Source organism: Pararhodobacter zhoushanensis, from assembly GCF_003990445.1.
Lineage (GTDB): Bacteria > Pseudomonadota > Alphaproteobacteria > Rhodobacterales > Rhodobacteraceae > Pararhodobacter > Pararhodobacter zhoushanensis.
In genome coordinates this window covers 41,996-63,671 of sequence record NZ_REEZ01000009.1, presented here as the reverse complement: position 1 = coordinate 63,671, position 21,676 = coordinate 41,996, and the positions used below count along the sequence as shown (strand labels likewise).

14 protein-coding genes are annotated in these 21,676 nt (G+C 64.9%); 4 read left to right on the top strand and 10 right to left on the bottom strand.

Going from position 1 to position 21,676, the window contains the following annotated elements; all coding sequences use genetic code 11:
• Positions 1-190 precede the first annotated feature (190 nt).
• The 7 genes from EAE28_RS17470 to xdhA are packed head-to-tail and all read right to left on the bottom strand — an operon-like array spanning position 191 to position 9,539.
• Positions 191-1,273, bottom strand: coding sequence for a BMP family ABC transporter substrate-binding protein (locus tag EAE28_RS17470; RefSeq protein WP_127108655.1), 1,083 nt, complete (start codon positions 1,271-1,273; stop codon positions 191-193).
• A gap of 50 nt (positions 1,274-1,323) precedes the next feature.
• Positions 1,324-2,256, bottom strand: a complete 933-nt coding sequence (locus tag EAE28_RS17465; RefSeq protein ID WP_127108653.1) for an ABC transporter permease — start codon at positions 2,254-2,256, stop codon at positions 1,324-1,326.
• On the bottom strand, positions 2,256-3,353 hold the full coding sequence (locus EAE28_RS17460; RefSeq protein WP_127108651.1) for an ABC transporter permease: 1,098 nt from the start codon (positions 3,351-3,353) through the stop codon (positions 2,256-2,258). Before EAE28_RS17460 ends, EAE28_RS17465 begins: the two co-directional genes overlap by 1 nt.
• Positions 3,340-4,857 (bottom strand): ABC transporter ATP-binding protein, encoded by a 1,518-nt coding sequence (locus EAE28_RS17455; protein ID WP_127108649.1) that lies wholly within the window; start codon positions 4,855-4,857, stop codon positions 3,340-3,342. Before EAE28_RS17455 ends, EAE28_RS17460 begins: the two co-directional genes overlap by 14 nt.
• A complete protein-coding gene (gene xdhC / locus EAE28_RS17450; RefSeq protein ID WP_181954504.1) occupies positions 4,854-5,807 on the bottom strand; it encodes a xanthine dehydrogenase accessory protein XdhC in 954 nt (317 codons plus the stop codon). Before xdhC ends, EAE28_RS17455 begins: the two co-directional genes overlap by 4 nt.
• Entirely contained in the window at positions 5,800-8,166 is a 2,367-nt protein-coding gene (xdhB, locus tag EAE28_RS17445) for a xanthine dehydrogenase molybdopterin binding subunit (RefSeq protein ID WP_127108645.1), read from the bottom strand. The genes xdhC and xdhB overlap by 8 nt, the downstream gene beginning before the upstream one ends.
• Entirely contained in the window at positions 8,163-9,539 is a 1,377-nt protein-coding gene (xdhA, locus tag EAE28_RS17440) for a xanthine dehydrogenase small subunit (protein WP_127108643.1), read from the bottom strand. The genes xdhB and xdhA overlap by 4 nt, the downstream gene beginning before the upstream one ends.
• 214 nt (positions 9,540-9,753) lie before the next feature.
• On the opposite strand from xdhA, the gene dnaE reads away from it, so the two are divergent.
• Complete coding sequence (dnaE, locus tag EAE28_RS17435; protein ID WP_127108641.1) at positions 9,754-13,248, top strand: DNA polymerase III subunit alpha; 3,495 nt, start codon at positions 9,754-9,756, stop codon at positions 13,246-13,248.
• A gap of 1 nt (position 13,249) precedes the next feature.
• The gene (locus tag EAE28_RS17430; protein WP_127108639.1) at positions 13,250-14,044 is read left to right on the top strand and encodes a crotonase/enoyl-CoA hydratase family protein; all 795 of its coding nucleotides are present in this window, start codon (positions 13,250-13,252) and stop codon (positions 14,042-14,044) included.
• Here EAE28_RS17430 and eda read toward each other — a convergent pair.
• Complete coding sequence (gene eda / locus EAE28_RS17425; RefSeq protein WP_127108637.1) at positions 14,041-14,682, bottom strand: bifunctional 4-hydroxy-2-oxoglutarate aldolase/2-dehydro-3-deoxy-phosphogluconate aldolase; 642 nt, start codon at positions 14,680-14,682, stop codon at positions 14,041-14,043. The genes EAE28_RS17430 and eda overlap by 4 nt on opposite strands.
• Before the next feature lie 444 nt (positions 14,683-15,126).
• The gene (locus EAE28_RS17420) at positions 15,127-18,501 is read right to left on the bottom strand and encodes an indolepyruvate ferredoxin oxidoreductase family protein (protein ID WP_127108635.1); all 3,375 of its coding nucleotides are present in this window, start codon (positions 18,499-18,501) and stop codon (positions 15,127-15,129) included.
• Between the two features lie 141 nt (positions 18,502-18,642).
• On the opposite strand from EAE28_RS17420, the gene EAE28_RS17415 reads away from it, so the two are divergent.
• Positions 18,643-19,101 carry an Lrp/AsnC family transcriptional regulator gene (locus EAE28_RS17415; RefSeq protein WP_127108633.1) on the top strand — a complete coding sequence of 153 codons (459 nt, stop codon included), beginning with the start codon at positions 18,643-18,645 and terminating at the stop codon, positions 19,099-19,101.
• 60 nt (positions 19,102-19,161) lie between these two features.
• Here EAE28_RS17415 and EAE28_RS23830 read toward each other — a convergent pair whose 3' ends face one another.
• A complete protein-coding gene (locus EAE28_RS23830) occupies positions 19,162-19,908 on the bottom strand; it encodes a hypothetical protein (RefSeq protein ID WP_164736690.1) in 747 nt (248 codons plus the stop codon).
• Between the two features lie 260 nt (positions 19,909-20,168).
• Between EAE28_RS23830 and EAE28_RS17400 the strand changes: the two genes are divergently transcribed.
• Positions 20,169-21,662, top strand: coding sequence for a fused MFS/spermidine synthase (locus EAE28_RS17400; RefSeq protein ID WP_127108626.1), 1,494 nt, complete (start codon positions 20,169-20,171; stop codon positions 21,660-21,662).
• Positions 21,663-21,676: the final 14 nt, after the last annotated feature.

Sequence of the window (21,676 nt, the reverse complement as noted above, 5' to 3'; positions counted from 1 at the left end):
CAGCTGCGGCGCTCGGGAGGATTCTCCATCCTCCCGGACCCTCCTGGAGGATATTTGACCGAGCAAAGAGCGGCGTTAACGCTTCATTAACCGCGCCTCTTTGCTCTTCAAATATCCTCGGGGGGTGAATTCGCTGAAAGCGAAGAGGGGGGCTGAAGGCCCCCCTCTCTTTTGTTTTGGCACTCCAAGCTCAGCCGGGGATTTCGCCGGTGATGCCTTCGACGTAAAAGCTCATCCCCAGCAGCGTACCGTCATCGGCGATCTCGCCCTCGGCCAGCCAGGCCGAGCCGTCCTGCTTGTTCAGCGGGCCGGTGAACGGGTGATACGCGCCCGAACCGATCGCTTCGATCAGTGCGTTGGCTTCCTCCTGGACCTCGGCCGGGATCCGGTCGTTGAAAGGCGCAAAGGCCACTTCGCCTGCCCCGATGCCCAGCCAGACGTTCTCGGCAGCCCAGGTGCCGTCAAGCTTGGCCTGAATGCGCTCGATGTAATACGGCGCCCAGTTGTCGATGATCGCGGTCAGGTGCACGTCGGGCGCGAACTGCGTCATGTCCGAGGCTTGGCCGAAGGTCAGTGCGCCGCGCTCTTGTGCCACGCTTAGCGGTGCGGTCGAGTCGGTATGCTGCATGATGATGTCGCAACCCTGTTCAATCAGCGCCTGGGCCGCTGCGGCCTCTTGCGCCGGGTCGAACCACGAGAACACCCAGACGACGCTCAGTTCGACATCGGGGTTGACCTTTTTCGCGTGGATATAGGCCGCGTTGATGCCGCGGATAACCTCGGGGATCGGGAAAGACGCGATGTAACCGATCTTGTTGCTCGTCGTCATGCGGCCAGCAATCGTGCCGATAACCGCGCGGCCCTCATAAAAGCGTGCACTGAATAGCGAGACGTTTGGCGCTTCCTGCAGGTAGCCGGTTGCATGCTCAAACGCGATGTTCGGGAAGCGCTGCGCGACGGCGTTCAGCGATGGCCCATAGCCGAACGAGGTCGCAACGATCATATCGGCGCCCGACAGCGCCATCTGGGTCATGATGCGCTCGGCATCCGGGCCTTCGGGCACGTTCTCGACATAGGAGGTTTCGACCGCCGAGCCGAAATGCTCCTGCGCGGCCAGGCGGGCCTGATCATGGCCGTAGGTATATCCAAAGTCACCCGGGGGGCCAATGTAGACAAAGCCGACTTTTAGCGGGCTCTGCGCGCGGGCGCCGGTGCCGACCGCCGCCAGGCCGAGAGCGGCCGCCGACGTGGCCAGAAGTTCTCTGCGTTTCATAAATAGCCTCCGTGTTGGTGGGCCCGAAGGCCCGGAAAGAACGCGCCGGTTTACCCGGCGGCGTGAAAGGACCGACCCAGCGAACCCGGCGCAGCCATGCTGCGGCGTGCCCGATTCGACGACATGATCACAAGCACAAGGATGGTGATGATGTACGGCGACATGGCAAGATATTCCACGGGGATACGGAAGCCTGCTGCCTGAAGATTCAACTGCAACACCATGATTCCGCCAAAAAGATAAGCACCTGCCAGGGCGCGCCAAGGCCTCCATGATGCAAAAACGACCAAAGCGAGAGCGATCCACCCTGCACCGGCTGTCATGCCTTCGGTCCATTGCGGCACGCGCACAAGGCTGAGATACGCGCCGCCAAGGCCCGCACAGGCCCCGCCAAACGCGATGGACAGAATGCGCACGCGGGTGACCTTGTAGCCAAGCGCATGGGCCGAGTCGTGGTTCTCGCCCACCGCGCGCAGCACACGGCCACCGCGCGAATAGTTCAGCCAGTACCAGACCGCCGCGACCAGCGCGATGGAGACGTAGACAAGGATGTCATGGTTGAACAGGATCGGCCCGACCACCGGCAGATCGGTCAACGGGCCGAAATCCAGTTTGGGCGTCCGCGGCGGCACGATGCCGACATAGCTTTGTCCCAGCAGGGCCGAGAATCCCAGCCCAAACAGCGTCAGCGCAAGGCCCGAGGCGACCTGATTGGCCATCAGGATCTGCGTCAGCACCGCAAAGAGCATCGACACCAGCGCCCCCGCGACGATCGCCGCCAGCATGCCCAGATAGGGGTTCTGCGTGGTCACCGCCACCGCGAAGCCCGCCACCGCGCCGGTGATCATCATGCCCTCGACCCCAAGGTTCAGGACACCGGCCTTTTCCACCACCAGCTCGCCAATTGCGGCCAGCAGGATCGGGGTCGCCGCTACCATGAGCGACGCGATGAGGATGACAGGGTTGATTGATCCGAAATCCATCACACGACCTCCGAGCTGCGGCTGGGAAAGCTCAGCCGGACGCGATAATTGGACAAGACGTCGAGGGCGAGCAGGAAGAACAGCAGCATCCCCTGAAACACCTGAATCGCCGCCGCAGGCAGGTTCAGCATGAACTGCGCCAGCTCACCGCCGATATAGGTCAGCGCCAGAAGCAGCCCGGCCAGCACGATGCCCACCGGATGCAAGCGGCCCAGAAACGCGACGATGATCGCGGTGAACCCGTAGCCAGCGTTGAAATCGATGGTGATCAGGCGGGCAGGGCCGGCGACCTCGAACATGCCCGCCATCCCGGCGAAGGCACCTGACAGCCCCAGACACATCAGCACCAGCCGCGCCGGTGCCACACCCGCAAAGCGCGCCGCGCGCGGGGCCTGACCGGCAAGCTGGACGTGAAAGCCCAGAATATGCCGTTGCAGCAGCACATAGGTAAAGATCACCGCGATCAGCGCCGCGACCACACCCCAGTGCATCCCGGTATTGGCGATCAGCTCCTGGTTCGAGGCCGAGGCATAGTTATGGATGTTGCGCGATCCGGGAAAGCCCGAGCCTTGCGGGTTGCGCATGAAGCCCGTCGCCGCAGCGGCCAGCAGCTTTTCTGCGATATACACCATCAGCAAGGAAACGAGGATCTCATTGGTGTTGAACCGCGTCTTCAGGATGGCCGGGACCATGGCCCAGGCCCAGCCGCCCGCCGCGCCCGCGATGATCATCAGCGGGAAGACCAGCCAACTTTCCGCCGGATAGAAGGCCAGCGCCACGGCAGCGGCGCAAAGCGCGCCGATGATGTATTGACCCTCGGCGCCAATGTTCCAGATCCCGGCGCGAAAGCCGACAGACAGGCCGACCGCGATCAGGATCAGCGGCCCGGCCTTGATCAGCAGTTGCGGGCGCGAATAGCTGGCGAATTGTTCGCTGAACAGCGGATCCCAGAAGATCAGCTTGATCGCTTCGAACGGATTCTTGCCCAGCGCCATGAACAGGATGCCCCCTGCGATCATGGTCAGCAGCACGGCGACCACGGGCGTGGCGTAATTCCACAGTTTCGACGGTGAGGGGCGTTTTTCAAGCCGCAGCATGGGTTTCTCCTTCTGCGCCGCCCAGCATCAGGCCGATCTGGTCCATGGTCAGGCCTTGTACAGGTCTTGGGGCGCTCAATCGTCCCCCGTTAAGGGCGGCGAAATTGTCAGCGACTTCAAGCAATTCATCCAGATCCTGACTGATCACCACCACAGCGGCCCCGGCTTGCGCCAGATCCAGAATGGCCTGCCGGATCTGCGCGGCGGCCGAGGCATCGACGCCCCATGTCGGCTGGTTAACCACCAGCACCGAGGGGCGCTGCATGATCTCGCGGCCGATGACGAATTTCTGCAGGTTGCCGCCCGACAGCGCGCGCGCGGCCACATGCGGGCCGGGCGTGCGCACATCAAAGCGTTTGATGACGCTCTCGGCGAAGGTCTTGGCCTTGCTCCAACTGACAAAGCCATTTGTCACCAGCTTTTCGCGGTAGGCACCGGTCAGCAAGGCATTCTCGGTCAGGCTCATATCAGGCGCGGCAGCATGGCCCAGCCGTTCTTCGGGCGCGCAAAGCAGTCCCATGGCGCGCCGCGCCGTCGGGCCGAACTGGCCGACCGGGTTGCTGTCCATCTGCACCGCTTCGCTGTCCGCCCGGATCTCGCCTGACAGCGCGCCCAGCAGTTCATCCTGCCCGTTGCCCGCAACGCCACCGATGCCCAGCACCTCGCCCGCGCGCACCGACAGGTTCACGCCTTTGAGCGAGGTGCCAAAGGCCGAGGGCGACGCGACCGACAGATCCGTCACCTTGAGCAGCATCTTGCCCGGCGTGCCCGCTTCGCGCGAGGGGGTGTGCAGCACTTGCCCGACCATCAGCTCGGCCAGCGAGCGCGCGCTTTCCTTGCGCGGATCGGCGCGGCCCACCACCTTGCCCAGCCGCAAGACAGTGGAATTCTCGCACAGCGCGCGGATCTCTTCGAGTTTATGCGAAATATAAAGGATCGATTTCCCCTCGGACCTGAGCTGTCGCAGGGTGCGGAACAGGATGTCCACCTCTTGCGGAGTCAGCACCGATGTCGGCTCGTCCATGATCAGCAGTTGCGGGTTTTGCAGCAGGCAGCGGATGATCTCGACGCGCTGACGCTCGCCCGCCGACAGATCGCCGACCATGCGGTGCGGGTCCAGCGGCAGGCCGTAGTTGTTGGACACCTCGGTGATCTTGGCCGACAGCTCGCGGATCGGCGGCGGGTTGTCCATGCCCAGCGCGACATTCTCGGCCACATCCATCGCGTCGAACAGGCTGAAATGCTGGAACACCATCGCGACACCCGTGGCCCGCGCCTGCGCCGGGGCGCTTGGGGCATAAACCTCGCCGCGCCAGAGCATCTGTCCCTCATTAGGTCGGATCAGCCCGTAGATCGCCTTGACCAGCGTGGATTTCCCCGCGCCGTTTTCACCCAGAAGGGCGTGAACCTCGCCCTCGCCGATATCAAAGCTGACGTCACTGTTGGCGACGACGCCGGGGTAGACCTTGGTCAGGCCCTGGAGGGACAGGAGGGGTATGCTCAACGGGCGATCTCTCTGGCTGGGGCAAGGGCGAGGGGCCGCGCGAGCATCTCGGCGGCGACGGAAATGGCGATGGCTTGCGGGTGTTTTCCGAAAGACGGATCACCAATGGGGCAGCGGATGCGGTCGATCTGGGCGGGCGTATGGCCCAGCGCCTGCAGGCGGGACCGGAAGCGCGCCCATTTCGAACCCGAGCCGATGAGGCCACAGGCGGCGAAGCCGTGGGTCAGCAGGCGGTGGCACAGGTCGAGGTCGAGCGCGTGGCTGAAAGTGAGGATCAGGTGTTCGGCGTTACCCGGCGCTTGCGCTGTCAGCGTGGCCGGGTTGGCGGCGGTCAAGGGGGTGACGCCTGCCGGGATGGTGTCGGGGAAACGGCCCGCGTCGGTGTCGATCCACGTCAGGCGCAGGCCGGGCAAGGGGTTCAGCGTGCCCACCAGCGCCCGCCCGACATGGCCCGCGCCCCAGATCCACAGATCGCGCGCTGGTGGCGTGACGGGTTCGGCCAGCCAGCCGTTCAGATAGCGCAGGGCGGGGGTGTCCGTGCCTTGATTGCGCACCGCTTTGAGCGCGCGCAGGATGGCCAGCGGGGGCTCTGCCGCCGCATCGCGGGCGACCGCACGGGCAAAGAGCCCCGTTTCCGGCACATCCCTTAACACCGACGCATCGAACCGCTCGAACCCCAGCGTCACCGCCCCGCCGCAGCATTGCCCCAGCGCTGGCCCCAGTGCCGTTTTCTCAACCCGCGACGCGCCGCCCGCCAGCATCGCCCGGGCCTTGGCCGTCGCCTCAAACTCCAGCGCGCCGCCGCCGATGGTGCCCGACTGCCCGCCCGCCCAGACCAGCATCGCCGCCCCCGCCTCACGCGGGGACGAGCCCTGATGGCCGCAGATCACCACCCGCGTCACCGCGCCGTGGCTGGCCACCGCCTGTTCAAGCCCGGCGCGGTCAAACATACCCACCCCGCTGGCGGGTCACGGCGGCGAGAATGCACTCGGCTGTCGCGGGCGCGTCCAGATTGACGTATTCGGACCCGTCGCCACAGGCCGCCACCGCATCGCTGAGCGCCAGCAGCGTGGCGATCCCATGCATGAAGGGCGGCTCGCCCACGGCTTTGGATTTGTGGATCGTCTCCTCAGGGTTCGCGCCGATCCACAGATCGACGTTGAACACGCGCGGACGGTCGCCGCAGGCGGGGATCTTGTAAGTGCTGGGCGCGTGGGTGCGCAACCGACCCTTGTCGTCCCAGACCAGTTCCTCGGTCGTCAGCCAGCCCGCGCCCTGAATGAAGCCGCCCTCGACCTGCCCCTTGTCCAGCGCCGGGTTCAGCGAAGCGCCCGCGTCGTGCAAGATGTCGGCGCGCAGCATGCGGTTCTCGCCAGTCAGTGTGTCGATCACCACCTCGATGCAGGCCGCGCCATAGGCGAAGTAGAAGAACGGGCGCCCCTGACCGGCATTGCGGTCCCACGAGACCTTGGGCGTGGCGTAAAACCCGGTCGAGGACAGGCTGATCCGGTTGGAATAGGCGGAATTGGCGGCCTCGGCGAAGCTCATCTCGGCCGCGCCCACCCTGACGACGCCGTCCTCGAACACCACCGCGTCGGGTGTGGTCTGGTGCAATTGCGCCAGATGCTCGGCCATACGCTCGCGGATCGTGTCGCAGGCGGCTTTCACCGCCATGCCGTTCAGGTCCGACCCCGAGGATGCCGCTGTGGCCGAGGTATTGGGCACCTTGGCGGTATCCGTCGCGGTGATCTTGATCGCCTCAAGCGGCACGCCAAAGGCGGCGGCGGCCACTTGCGCGACCTTCTGGAACAGGCCCTGACCCATTTCCGTGCCGCCATGGTTCAGGTGGATCGAGCCATCCTGATACACATGAACCAGCGCGCCCGCCTGATTGAGATGGGTCAGCGTGAAGCTGATGCCGAACTTTACCGGGGTCAGCGCGATGCCCTTTTTCAGCACGGGATTGGCGGCGTTCCACTCGGCGACCTTGGCCTTGCGCGCGGCGTAATCGGCGGATTTTTCCAGCTGGGCGACCAGTTCGTGCAGGATGAAATCCTCGACCGGCTGGCCGTAGGGGGTGGTCTGCGGGCCGGTCTCCGCGGGCTGCTTGGGGCTATGCGCGCCGCCAAACCGTTTGGCCGTGCCCGCGCCGGTCTTGGGCGGCGTCGAGGCGCGGTAGAAGTTGGCCTTGCGCACGGCCAGCGGCTCAAGCTTCAGCTCCGACGCGATGTGGTCCATGACCCGCTCGATGCCCAGCATCCCCTGCGGGCCACCGAAACCGCGATACGCTGTGGCCGAGCACATATTGGTGCGCAACCGGTGGCTCTCGATCCGCACATTCGGCAGCCAATAGGCGTTGTCGGCGTGCAGCATCGCCCGGTCGGCGACGGGCGGGGTCAGGTCCAGCGACCAGCCTGCGCGGGTGTAGTGGCGAAACTCGATGCCCAGCACCTTGCCCTCGCCGTCCACGCCGACGGTGTAATCAACGCGGAAATCGTGGCGCTTGCCGGTGATGACCATGTCGTCGTCGCGGTCATAGCGCATCTTGCAGGCCTTGCCGGTGTGCCGCGCGGCCAGCGCACAGGCGACGGCCAAAGCGTTGCCTTGGCTCTCTTTTCCGCCAAATCCGCCGCCCATGCGCCGGGTTTCGACCCGCACCGCGTGCATCGGCAGATGCAGGGCGTGGGCGACCTTGTGCTGGATCTCGGTCGGGTGCTGGGTCGAGCTGACCACATGCATGTCGCCGCCTTCTTGCGGGGTGGCCAGCGCGGCCTGACCTTCAAGATAGAAATGCTCCTGTCCGCCCATCTCGATCCGCCCCTCGATGGTGCGGGGGGCCTTGGCAATCGCGTCAGCGGGTTCGCCGCGCGCCCAGATGCGCGGGCCGCCCTCGAAATAGGATTGGGCGGCGAGGGCCTGATCGACAGTCAGGATCGCCGGTTCCTCGGCATAGCTGATTTCGGCTTTGCGCGCCGCCTTGCGGGCGTTCAGATGCGTGTCGGCGATGACCAGAAACACCGGCTGGCCGACGTAATGCACCGTACCGGTCGCCAGCAGTGGTTCGTCATTGTTTGACGGTGAACAATCGGCATCGCCAATATCCCCGGCGCTGAGCACCGCCACGACGCCGGGTGCTGCCCGCACCGCCGCAAGGTCCATCGCGGTGATCGCGCCGCGCGCCACGGTCGAGAGGCCAAAGGCCAGATGCAGCGTGCCGGCGGGCGTGGGGATGTCATCGACATACCGCGCCTCACCGGTGACATGCAGAGGGGCGGCGTCATGCGGGACGGGTTTGTGGATCGCGCTCATGCAAAGACCTCCAGCACATCGGTGGCAAGGCCCTGATCCTCAAGGAAATACCGCAAGAGCAGGTTCTGCGCGGTTTGCATCCGGTAATCCGCCGAGGCGCGCATGTCCGACATCGGCTGGAAATCTTGTTTGAACGCGGGCAGCGCGGCTTGCACCGTGGCCTCAGACCATGGTTTGCCGATCAGCGCGGCCTCGACCGCAGCGGCTCGTTTGGGGATGCCCGCCATGCCGCCATAGGCGATGCGCGCGGCAGTGACGGTGCCACCCTCAACGCTGATGTTGAAACACCCCAGTAGCGCCGAGATGTCCTGGTCGAACCGCTTGGAGATCTTGTAGCATTTCAGCCGGTCGGGGCCGCGCGGGATGCTGACCGCCTCGACGAACTCGCCCGCTGCGCGGTCCTGTTTGCCGTATTCAAGGAAGAACGCTTCAATCGGCATCGACCGGCGCTCATCCCCCTTGCGCAGATAGAGCGTGGCCCCCAGCGCGATCAGCGCGGGCGGGCTGTCGCCGATCGGGGATCCGTTGGCGATATTGCCGCCCAACGTGGCAGCGGCGCGGACCTGCGCCGAACCATAGCGGCGGATCATCGCGGCGAAGCCGGGGTAGTAGGGGGTGATGGCGGGCAGAAGCTCGGCCAGTGTGGTGACCGCGCCGATGTGGATGGCTTCCTCGGTCACCTCAATGCCGCGCATGTCCTCGACACCAGCCAGAAAGGCAACCGGGCCCAGATCGCGCAACTGCTTGGTCACCCACAGACCGACATCCGTGGCCCCGGCGATGAGCCGCCCGTCCGGATTGGCGCTGTACCACGCCGCCAGCTCGTCCGAGCTGCGGGGCAGGGCGACGCCCTCGGGCGCATCAACGACCGGCAGTGCCGCCGCTTGCGAAGCCAGCCACGCCGGCACCGGCTCTTTCGCCGCCTGTTCAGCCGCGCGCACGATGGGGGCATAGCCGGTGCAGCGGCACAGGTTGCCCGCCAGATGGGTGTCGTGGTCTGTCTCGCCGTTCAGATGGCCCGTGGCCATCGACATGATGAAACCGGGGGTGCAGAACCCGCATTGGCTGCCATGCTCGGCCACCATCGCGGATTGAACCGGGTGCATCGCGCCCTCGGGGCTGCGCAGCCCCTCAACCGTATGCACGACTTTGCCATGCAGCTGCGGCAGGAACAGGATGCAGGAATTCACCGCCCGGCTGCCGCGCTCATCCGACAGCATGACCGTGCAGGCCCCGCAATCGCCCTCATTACAGCCTTCCTTGGTGCCTTTCAGGCCGCGGTCTTCGCGCAGCCAGTCCAACAGCGTGCGCGTGGCCGGTTGCCCTGCAACCTCCACGTCCGTTCCGTTGAGAACAAACCTGATACTGGTCATGCGTCGATCCGCCGCTTTCTCCCCGAGAGGGCTTTTCCCTGCGCCCGATGCGGCGTAAAGCGCCGGGGGTGCCCCTTGTTCTTAACGTTCAGTGAACAGTGACCGGGCTTTTCAGGCAAGCACAGACTTGCTGCGGCCCTGAGAAGCATTTTCGCCCATCTGTTGAAAATAGCGCCGCCCTTGCGCGCGACTGCCTGCCGGATAAGCTGGAACCATGGCCAACCCTCGATTCATTCACCTGCGTGTGCATACCGAATACTCGTTGCTGGAAGGCGCGGTTCCGGTCAAGGCACTAATCAAGACCTGCGGCAAGCGCGACATGCCCGCCGTGGCGATTACCGACACAAACGCGCTGTTCGCCGCGCTGGAATTTTCCGTGCTGGCCAAGGGTGCTGGCATTCAGCCGATTGTCGGCTGTCAGGTCGATGTGCAACTGCCCGTGCAGCAGACGGGCGAAAAGCCCCGGCCTGCCGCTCCGCTGGTGCTGCTGGCGCAGACCGAAACGGGTTATGAGAACCTGATGAAGCTGAATTCGTGCCTCTATTTGCGCACGGATGGCTCGCTGCCCCATGTCACGCCGCAGGATCTGGCCCAGCATGCCGACGGGCTGATCTGTCTGTCGGGCGGGCCCGACGGCGTGGTCGGGCGGCTGATCCGTGAGGGGCAGGGCGCGCGGGCGCGTGAGTTGATGGCGTTCTTTGCCGAAACCTACCCCGAGCGCTTCTACGTCGAATTCCAGCGCCACCCCGGCGAAGGTGGCGCGCTGACCGAGGCCGAGCAGCGCACCGAGCGCCCGTTCCTTGAGATGGCCTATGCGATGGATCTGCCCATCGTCGCCACCAACGACGTCTATTTCCCCGACGCCAAGATGTACGAGGCCCATGACGCGCTTTTGTGCATCAAAGAAGGCGCCTATGTCGACCAGCAGGAACCGCGCCGCCACCTGACGCCGCAGCATTATCTCAAAACGCCGGACGAGATGGCCGCGCTGTTCGCCGATCTGCCGGAAGCGCTGGAAAACACCGTCGAGATTGCCAAACGCTGCGCATTCGCCACTTACAAACGCAATCCGATCCTGCCCAAATTCGCCGATGACGAGGTGCAGGAATTGCGCCGTCAGGCCAATGAGGGGCTGCAAAACCGGCTCAAGGTGATCCCTCATGCGGTGACGCCTGAGGAATATCAGGCGCGGCTGGATTTCGAGCTGGGGATCATCGAGAAGATGGGATTCCCGGGCTATTTCCTGATCGTTGCCGACTTTATCAAATGGGGCAAGGATCAGGGGATTCCGGTGGGACCGGGCCGGGGATCGGGCGCAGGCTCGCTGGTGGCCTATGCGCTGACCATCACCGACCTTGACCCTCTGCGCTATGCGCTGCTGTTCGAGCGCTTCCTGAACCCGGAACGCGTGTCGATGCCCGACTTCGACATCGACTTCTGCATGGACCGCCGCGAAGAGGTGATCCGCTATGTGCAAGAGAAGTATGGCCGCGAAAAAGTGGGCCAGATCATCACCTTCGGTGCGCTTTTGTCCAAGGCGGCGGTGCGCGACGTGGGCCGCGTGTTGCAGATGTCCTATGGGCAGGTCGACAAGCTTTCCAAGATGATCCCGGTCGAGGGGGTCAAGCCCGTGTCGATCACCAAGGCGCTGGCGGATGAGCCGCGCCTGCGCGAAGCGGCCAAGGAAGAGGTTGTCGGGCGGCTGCTCGATTTTGCCGAAAAGGTTGAAGGTCTGCTGCGCAACGCCTCGACCCACGCCGCCGGGGTGGTGATCGGGGATCGGCCGCTTGACGCGCTGGTGCCGCTCTACCGCGACCCGCGCTCGGACATGCCCGCCACGCAGTTCAACATGAAATGGGTCGAACAGGCCGGGCTGGTCAAGTTCGACTTTCTGGGCCTGAAGACCCTGACGGTTATTCAGAATGCCATCGACCTGATCCGCACCTCGGGCCGTGATCTGCATATCGCGCCGGGCGGCGAGGTGCTGTACGAACCGCCCGCCGGGACCGAGAACGAGATCAACCTGATCCCGCTCGATGATCCGCGCACCTATCGCCTCTACGCCGAAGCCAAGACCGTCGCCGTGTTCCAGGTGGAATCCTCGGGCATGATGGACGCGCTGCGGCGCATGAAGCCGACCTGTATCGAGGATATCGTGGCACTGGTGGCGCTTTATCGTCCCGGCCCGATGGAGAACATTCCGACCTATTGCGAGGTCAAGCACGGCACCAAGAAGCTGGAGTCGCTGCACCCGACCATCGATCCCATTTTGGCCGAAACCCAGGGCATCATCGTCTATCAGGAGCAGGTGATGCAGATCGCTCAGGTGATGGGCGGCTATACGCTGGGCGGCGCCGATCTGCTGCGCCGGGCGATGGGTAAGAAGATCGCCGAGGAGATGGCGAAAGAGCGACCCAAGTTCATCGACGGGGCCAAGGCGACACACGGAATCGACGCGAAGAAAGCCGGGGAAGTCTTTGACCTTCTGGAGAAATTCGCCAACTACGGCTTCAACAAATCCCACGCCGCCGCCTATGCCGTGGTCAGCTATCAGACCGGCTGGCTGAAGGCCAATCACCCGGTTGAATTCATGGCCGCGGTGATGAACTGCGATATCCATCTGACCGACAAGCTGGCGGTCTATAAGCGCGAAGTCGACCGGATGGGGATCGAGATTGTCCCCCCTTGCGTCAACCGTTCGCTGGCGACGTTCAGCGTGGTTGAGGGGCGTCTGGTCTATGCCTTGGGCGCGTTGAAAAACGTCGGGATGGAGGTCATGCGCCTGTTGGTCGAGGCGCGCGGCGACACGCCGTTCCGCGATCTGACCGATTTCGCCCGCCGCGTGGACATGAAGAAGGTCGGCAAGCGCCCGCTGGAAATGCTCGCCCGCGCCGGGGCGTTCGATATGCTGGAAAAGAGCCGCAAGCGGGTGTTCGACAGCCTTGACGGTCTGGTCGCCTATTCGGCGGCAGTGTTCGAGGCGGCCAATTCCGGCCAGAACTCGCTGTTTGCCGGCGGCGACGACCTGCCGCCGCCGCGTCTGGGCAAGGCCGGCGACTGGCTGCCGACCGACAAGCTGACGCATGAACACGCGGCGATTGGCTTTTACCTGTCGGGCCATCCGCTGGATGACTACGCCGGGGCGCTTAAGCGCAAGGACGTGGTCACGCTGGCCGAGCTGACCCGCAAGGCGCAAAGCGGCGCGCTTGTGGCAAGGATCGCGGGATCGGTCAGCTCGCGTCAAGAGCGTAAATCGGCGCGCGGCAACCGTTTCGCCTTTGTGCAGCTCTCTGATCCGACCGGGCTTTTTGAGGTGACGGTGTTCTCGGAAACGCTGGAAGCGTCCCGTCAGCATCTGGAAACCGGCATGAATGTCGTGCTGACCGTTGAGGCGACGCTTGAGGGCGACACGCTCAAGCTGCTGGCGCGCGGGGCTGCACCGATTGACGATGTGGTCGCCGATGCCGGGGCCGCTGGCTTGCGGGTGCGGCTGGAAGCGCCCGGTGCGCTCAGCGAGCTGCTCGACGTCTTCGACAACCTGCCGCCCAACGCGCCGCGCAAGGCCTTTGGCCCGCTGCGGTTCTGCGTGCCGGACCCGCTGACCGGCGGCGAGATCGAGATCGACTCGGGCCGTCAGGTGCCCGTGACGCCACTGCTCAAACAGCAGGTCCGGGCGATCGAGGGCGTGCTCGCGATCGAGGAGGTCTGATGTGCTGACAATCGAAACGCAGGGGCGGATACGGGTCTGGACCCTCTCGCGGCCGCAGGCCCGGAACGCGGTGAACCCCGCCTTGGCTCGCGCGCTTTACGACGCGGCGCTGGCGTTCGAGGCGGATGAGAGCGTCGATGTCGCCATCCTGACCGGTGCGGGCGGGGCGTTCTGCGCGGGGTTCGATTTGAAATCGGCCTCGGCGGGGGATGGGGCGGACTGGATCGGTGGGTTGGATTTGCCCGCTGACTGGGCCGATCCGGTGACCGATCCGCGACCCGGTCCGATGGGACCATCGCGCCTGATGCTGTCAAAGCCGGTGATCGCCGCCGTCGAAGGGCCGGCGGTTGCGGGCGGGATGGAGCTGGCGCTGTGGTGCGATCTGCGCGTCATGGCGCAGGACGCGACTTTTGGCGTGTTCTGTCGCCGCTGGGGTGTACCGCTGATCGACGGTGGTACGGTCCGGTTGCCGCGTGTCGTCGGTCAAGGCAGGGCGAATGACCTGATCCTGACGGGCCGGCCGGTGGGGGCGGATGAGGCGTCGCGGATAGGATTGGCCGACCGCGTTACCGCGCCGGGCGCGGCGCTTGAGACCGCGCTGGCGCTGGCCGACAGCCTCACGCGGTTTCCGCAGGGCTGCATGCGCGCCGACTTTCTCTCAGGCCGCATGGCCCCGGCAGATCTGGCCGCCGCGCTCAAGCGCGAATGGGCGAGCGCCGGGATGGTTTTGGCCGAGGGCATCGCCGGGGCGACCCGCTTTGCTCAAGGGGCCGGGCGCGGCGGGTCGTTCGATTAACGGCTCAGGCTTGCCGCTTGCCGTGCCAGCGCCGTGATGCCTTCCCAATCGCCCGTCGCCATCATCTTGGCCGGTGCGACCCAGCTGCCGCCGACGCAGGCGACGTTGGGCAGCGACAGGTATTCACCGGCGTTCTGCGGGCTGACGCCGCCAGTCGGGCAGAAGGTCGCCTGCGGCAGCGGACCATAGAGGCCCTTGAGCAGGGCCGGGCCACCGGCGGGACCGGCGGGGAAGAATTTCATCGTCCGGTAGCCGAGTTCCAGCAGCGCCATGACCTCGCTTGCCGTGGCCGCGCCCGGCAGCAAGGGCAGGCCCTGCGCGGCACAGGCCGCGATCAGCGCCGGCGTGGCACCGGGCGAGACGGCAAAGGTTGCACCCGCCGCCTTTACCCGTTTCACATCATGTGCGCTGAGCACCGTCCCCGCACCGACCCGAGCGCCCGGTACTGTCGCCATCGCCGCCATAGCGTCGAGCGCACATTCTGTGCGCAACGTGACTTCGAGCACCGGCAGTCCCCCGGCCACCAAGGCACGGGCAAGCGGCTCGGCATGGGCGAGATCCTCGATCACCAGAACCGGGATCACCGGCGCGAGATCACACAGGCTGCGTGTGGCATGACTTTGCAGGGCAGGATTCATCGGCGGCCTCATTCGACATGTCGTTTCGCGATAGAGGCTTCAGCGCTGAAAAGCAAATGGTTCCGCTAACACGGGCTGCGTTGCGGGTGCCGGGTCGCTTGATCGTATTGCCAGACATTTAGTGAAATCGACGGGTTCACCCTGTGCATATCGACGCTGAATGAGCGTGCTCGTGGCGAATTTCATACACGAATCTATCCACAGGCTCATAAATGTAAGGCAATAAAACAGGGTGACTTACGGGCCTGTCCTGGGCGCGCCCATGCCCCTGTTAACCAGGCTGAAACGCTTAAGAAAGACTTATAAGACATTGAAACTAAACGCCGCCGAAAAGGGACTGCGCCGCGATGTTTTCCGGCCATTGATCTGCGCCGCAGACGGTGATTCTTCGACAATCCACAGCCGCGCCTGTCCACAAAAGTTATGCACAGGCGCGGCTGTGGGTTATTTCTGGGAAAGAAGCGTCTCGACCTCACGCTTCACCTTGGCCACGGCTGCCTCTTTCACCGGACCGTAGCCGCGAATCCCCATCGGGGCGGTCAGAAGCGCGTGTGCGGTCGTTTCGTCGCAGGTTGCCGCCGTCCGGATCAGCCCCTCGAACCAGTCGATCAGCCCGCGCTCCATGCGCCGCTCTTCGGTCCGGCCAAACGGGTCCAGTGCCGTGCCGCGCAGCGGCTTCATGCGCACCAGCACCGCATAGGCTGGGCGCATCGCCCAGCCGGGGAAGCGGCGCTTCTTGGGGCGGCCGCGTCCGTCAGTGCCGGGCAGCATCGGCGGGGCGAGGTGATAGCTCAGCTTGGCCCCGTCGCCAAAGTCGCGGGCGATCTGCTGGGCAAAGGCGGGATCGCGGTGCAGGCGGGCGACCTCGTATTCGTCCTTGTAGGCCATCAGTTTGAACAGCGAGTTGGCGGCCAGACGGGCGCGCGCCTCATCGCCCATCACCGGCTCCAGCGCCCTGCGGAAGCGGGCGGCATAGGCGGCGTTCTGATAGGTGGTCAGCGCGTCGGCGCGTCGGTTGATCAGGTGTTCGACCGGCTCGACCTCAGGGGTCTTTTCGCGGAACAGATCCGGGTTCACCGCCGCCAGCCGCCCCAGCGCAAAGGCGCGGGTGTTGGCTGCAATCGCCACGCCGTTCAGCGTGATCGCGCGCAGCAGGGCGTCCAGCCCCACTGGCACCAGTCCGCGCTGCCAGGCAAAGCCGAGCATCAGCATATTGGCGAAGACCATGTCGCCCAGCAGCTCCTCGGCCACGCGTCCGGCGTTCAGCGCGCCCAGATCGCCCACCGCGCCATCCAGAGCGCGCAAGCGGGCGGGCACCTTGAGCGAGGCGTCGCGGTTCAGCACGATGTCGCCAGTGGGCATCTCGGCGAGGTTCACCACGGCACGGGTTTGCGGGTTCAGGCAGGTAGAGGCTTTGGGCGACGAGGACACGACGATATCGCAGCCGATCAGCGCATCGGCGCTGGCGCTGTCAATGCGCACCTGCGTCAGCAGGGCGGGCGTACGGGCCAGCCGCAGGTAGCTGAGCACCGGGCCGAATTTCTGCGCAAAGCCGGTGAAATCGAGCACCGAGACGCCGCGCCCCTCCAGATGTGCCGCCATCGCGGTGATCTGGCCGACCGTGACCACGCCCGTGCCGCCGACGCCGGTGACGAGCAGATCCCAGCTTTCGGCATCGGGCAGCGTGGGCAGGGGCAGGGTGGCCAGCGCCGCTTCGACCTCGGGCCGGGCTTGTGGTGCCGGTTTGCGGCGGTCGGCGCCCTCAACGGTGACGAACGACGGGCAGAAGCCGTCGAGGCAGGAGAAATCCTTGTTGCAGGTCGACAGGTTGATGCGGCGTTTGGGGCCGAGGTCGGTCTCGATCGGCTCGACCGACAGGCAGTTCGACGCGACGGAACAATCGCCGCAACCTTCACAGACCGCCGGGTTGATCACGGCGAATTTCTGCGGGTCGGGCAGGGTGCCACGCTTGCGGCGGCGGCGCTTTTCGGTGGCGCAGGTCTGCTCGTAGATCAGGACGGTGACGCCTTCGATCTCGCGCAGCTCGCGCTGGACGGCGTCCATCTCGTCACGGTCATGGAAACTGGTGCCGGCGGGGTAGTCGGATTTGCTGAACTTGCTGATGTCATCCGAGACCAACGCGATCCGCGTCACCCCCTCGGCGCGGCAGACGGCGGCAATGGCCTGCACGCTGACCGGGCCGTCGACGGGCTGGCCGCCGGTCATGGCAACGGCGTCATTGTAGAGGATCTTGTAGGTGATATTCGCGCCCGCCGCGATGGATTGACGGATCGCCATGCTGCCCGAGTGATACCAGGTTCCCTCGCCAAGGTTCTGGAAGACATGGTTTTTCCCGGTGAACCGGCTGGAGGCCGCGTGGTTCACTCCTTCGCCGCCCATCTGGATCAGGCTGGTCGTCTCGCGCCCCATCCAACTGGCCATGAAGTGACAACCGATGCCCGCCAGCGCCTTGGACCCCTCAGGTACGCGGGTCGAGGTGTTGTGCGGGCAGCCCGAGCAGAAATAGGGCGTGCGGGTGGCGCCGGGGATCTGCAACACCTGCGGCTGGTGGCCGAGGATGGCATCGGCGCGGGCCGGAAAGCCCTCGTCCGGGAACAGGCGATGCAGGCGCTTGGCGATCAGCGGCAGCAGCAGGCGCGGGGTCAGCTCGCTGGTCCAGGGCACCAGTCGCTCGCCCAGCTCGTCATTCTTGCCGGTCATGTGGCGCGGTTTGCGGCCGTCCCAGTCGTAGAAATATTCCTTCAGCTGGCTCTCGATGATGCCGCGTTTTTCCTCGACGATCATCACCTCATCCTTGCCCTCGACAAAGCGCAGCGCGTCGCGGCGGGCCAGCGGCCAGACCATGCCGACCTTGTAAAGGTCGATCCCCAGCCGCTCGCAGCCCGCGCGGTCCAGACCCAAGAGGCGCAGCGCCTCGATCAGGTCCAGATGTGCCTTGCCGGTGGTGACAAAGCCAAAGCGCGCCTCGGGCAGGTTGTATTCGGCGCGGTCGATCGGGTTGGCCTCGGCAAAGGCGGCGACGGCGCGTTTCTTGGCCTCCATCCGCTCTTCGATCTGCATGCCGGGCAGGTCGGGCCAGCGGTAATGCAGCCCGCCGGGGTAGTCGGAAAGGTCGGGCGCGCGGAACACGCGGTCTGCGGGCAGCTCGACCGACATGGCACTTTCCACCACATCCGAGACCGCCTTGAAGCCGACCCACATGCCCGTGGCGCGCGACAGCGCATAGCCCCATTCGGCGAAGGGCAGGAATTCGGCGACCGAAGCCGGGTTCAGGCAGGGCATGAACCACGCCATGAAGGCAACGTCCGACTGATGCGACATGGACGAGCTGACGCAGCCGTGGTCATCGCCCGCAACCACCAGCACGCCGCCGTGCTGGCTGGAGCCATAGGCATTGCCGTGCTTGAGCGCGTCACCGGCGCGGTCAACGCCGGGGCCCTTGCCGTACCACATCCCGAAAACGCCCTGCACCTCTTTGAGCGGGTCGCTTTCCACCTGCTGACTGCCCAGAATGGCGGTTGCGGCGAGGTCTTCGTTGACGGCGGGCAGGAATTCGACATGCGCTTCTTTCAGCCGCTTGGACTGCCGCCACATCTCAAGATCGACACCCCCCAGCGGCGAGCCGCGATAGCCACTGACCAGCCCGGCAGTGTTCAGCCCTGCCGCCTTGTCGCGCCGTGCCTGATCCAGCACCGCGCGTACCAGCGCCTGCGTGCCGGTCAGAAAGACCCGGCCCGAGGGGCGGGTGTAGCGGTCATCAAGGGCGTAATCGTCAAGCGGGCGGAGGGGGGCGTTCATGGCTATCCTCATGCTGTTTGCACAAGGATAACGTAGCGCGGGCGAAAAGCGGTGCCAGAGTTACCCCTTTGGCGGGGGTTTCTTTCACGGATGTTCCGCGCTAACCCTGAATTCTGGATAATCCTGTCAGAGTATGCGTAGATGCTGGAAGAGATCGACTGGAAACTGCTGGATCTGCTGCAAGCCGATGCGCGCTTGTCCAATCAGGAACTGGCCGAGCGGGTGGGGCTGTCGGCCAGCTCGTGCTGGCGGCGGGTCAAGGCTTTGGAGGAGGCCGGGATCATCCGCGCCTACCGGGCCGAGGTGGACGCGGCCAAGGCCGGTTTGGGCTTTCACGCCATCATCCACATCACCCTGACCCGGCATTCGGGCGCGGTGGTCGAGCGCTTCACCCAAGAGGTGATGCGCCATGATGAGGTGCTCGATTGCTACGCCACCACGGGGGCGATGGACTACCACCTGCGGGTGCAGTGTCGCGATCTGCAGGCGTTCAACGACTTCATGGAGCGCAGCCTGTTTCGCCAAGAGGGCATCGCGCAGGTGCAGACTCATCTGGTGCTGCGGCCGGTCAAGGTGCAGCGCAGCTTGCCGCGCCCCTGAGACAGCAAAACGGCGGGCCAGAAGCCCGCCGTTTGTTGATCGCTGCAAGACGCCTGAGGCTTAGCATGCCCACTGATAGTGGTGGCCGCCGTGGCCATGGTCGTCGTCATCGTCGTTGTGATCATCGCGGTCGTCGTCGCGATCGTGACGGCCGTGGATGACCTTCAGGAACTTGCTGATACCACCGCAGTCCTTGTCGTCATCATCATCGTTGTTGTCATCGTCGCTGTTGTCGCCGTCGTCGCCCGAGTCATCACTGTCGTCTTCCGCACGCGGGTCTTTGTCGGTGTAGTTCCCGTCGCCGTCCTTGTAGAGCACCTTGATGACCTTGCCATCGGCGTCCTCGACCACAACCTTGAGCACCTCATCGCACGAATCCAGATCGTCGCCGCGGGCTGCGTATTCTTCTTCGGCGGCGGCGACATAGTCGTCCAGATTGCTGGGATCTTCGACATCGTCCGCGTAGACGCGGACATAGTCATCGTACTCGTCATCATTGTCGTCGTTGTTCTCGATCACCAGGATGGCGGAATGGGCATTCTCCGGGATGGTGATGTCAACGCCGTCAGCAGCGCCGCCGCAATCGTCATCATTGTCATCACCGCAATCGCTGCCACCGTGATGGTCATGGTGGCCGTGGTGATCCTTGTCGTGGTCATCCTTGTCGCGTCCATGACCATGACCCCAACCGTGGTGATCATCCTTGTCACCGTGCCGACCGAAATGATTTTTCATTACCACGTTGTTGATCACGCCTTTGCAAGCGGACCCAAAATTGCCGAGCGTTCCACCGAATCTGAAAAACATGCTATCCCCTTTTTGCGTCGAGACTGACCCGGATCAAATGCGGGTTGCCGACCTCATTTGTGACCTAATCTGCCCAAAACCTGCCATAATCTCTGAAATAAATCAAAGAAAAACAAAATGTTACCGTCTCCAAAACGTGCAAGGCCCGTTTCCTTATCGTGTTCAATACCGGCATCTTCGTTGCCAAAACTGCGGTAGATTCTAAAAATGAGCGCGTGTTGTCGTGCTGTCGGAAATAAAACTGAGAAAAGAGGCGAGGAATGCAGAGACTCTGGGGTTTGGTGACCATTCAGGCAACGGTCGCCGCGGCAAGCCTGATTGTCGAAATTGTGGCGGGACGGATGCTCGCGCCCTATGTGGGGATGTCGCTCTATACGTGGACGTCGGTGATCGCGGTGGTGTTGGCCGGCTTCTCGGCGGGCCATTGGGCGGGCGGGCGCATGGCCGAATGGTCGCCAGAGGCCGCGCTCAAGGGCAATGGCTGGGCGATGCTCGGCGCGGCGGCCAGCACGGCGGCGGCGGTGTTCATCCTGCGCGGCGTGGCCGGGACGGTGATCCCGGCGCTGCAAAGCCCGGTGGCGTCGATCGTGGTGCTGACCTCGCTGGTGTTCTTTCTGCCGTCCTTCTTTGCCGGTATCCCGGCACCCATTCTGTCGATGATCGCGGTCGTGCGCCATCCCGAGCGCAAGGGAAGGGCCTTGGGCGCAATGTTCGCCGCCGGAGCCTGGGGCGCGATCCTGGGCACGCTGGCGGCGGGGTTCGTGTTCATCTCATGGCTGGGATCGGTCGGCACGCTGGCCGTGGTCGCGGCGGTCTATGCGGTGCTGGGGCTGATGTCGCTGGCCTCGGCCAGCGGGCTGCGCGGGATCGGGGCGGGTGCTGCGGTGGCGCTTGTGCCGTTGGGGCTGGTGCTGGGCGGGTTGTCATTGCCGAACCCCTGCACGGTCGAGAGCGACTATTTCTGCATCCGCGTGATCGACGAGGGCACGGCGCAGGCACCGGTGCGGCTGATGGTGCTGGATCATCTTGTGCATGGCGCGGCGGACGGGCTGGACCCCACGGCGATGCTGACGCCGCATGGTGTGATGCTCGAGGGCTTGCCGCGCCTGCGGATGGAGGGTCGCGAGGGATGGTCGGCGTTCCTGATCGGCGGAGGCACCTATACCGTGCCGCGCGCCTGGCATGCGCGGGGCACGCCGGTGGCTGTGACGGTGGCCGAGGTCGACCCGGCCGTGACCCGCGCCGCCATCGACTATTTCTGGTACGAACCGGGCGAGGACCGGATCGTGCACGCCGATGCGCGGCGGACCTTGGCGTGGGAGCCTGCAACCTATGACGTGATCATCGGCGACGCCTTTGGCGACATCGCCGTGCCGCAGCACCTGATCACGCGCGAGTTCTTCGCGCTGGTCGATGCGCGGCTGAACCCCGGCGGCGTCTATCTGATGAACGTCATCGACCACATGGACCGGCTGGATGTGCTGGCCTCGATCGTCACCACCGCGCGCGCCGTCTGGCCCTCGGTCGAGGTCTGGGCCGATCCCGCGCATGACGCATCCGAAAACCGCCGGGTGTTCGTGCTGGTTGCCGGGGATGAACCGTCACCGCGCCCGCAGATCAACGGGCCGGACGGGGCGGCGGTGCGGATCGCCGCCAGCTCGCTGCAGGCGATTATCGACGGGCGCACGCCTGTCACCTTCACCGATGATTTCGCGCCCATCGACCGGCTGCTCAGCGACCGGGGCGAGGGGTGACACAGCAAAACGGG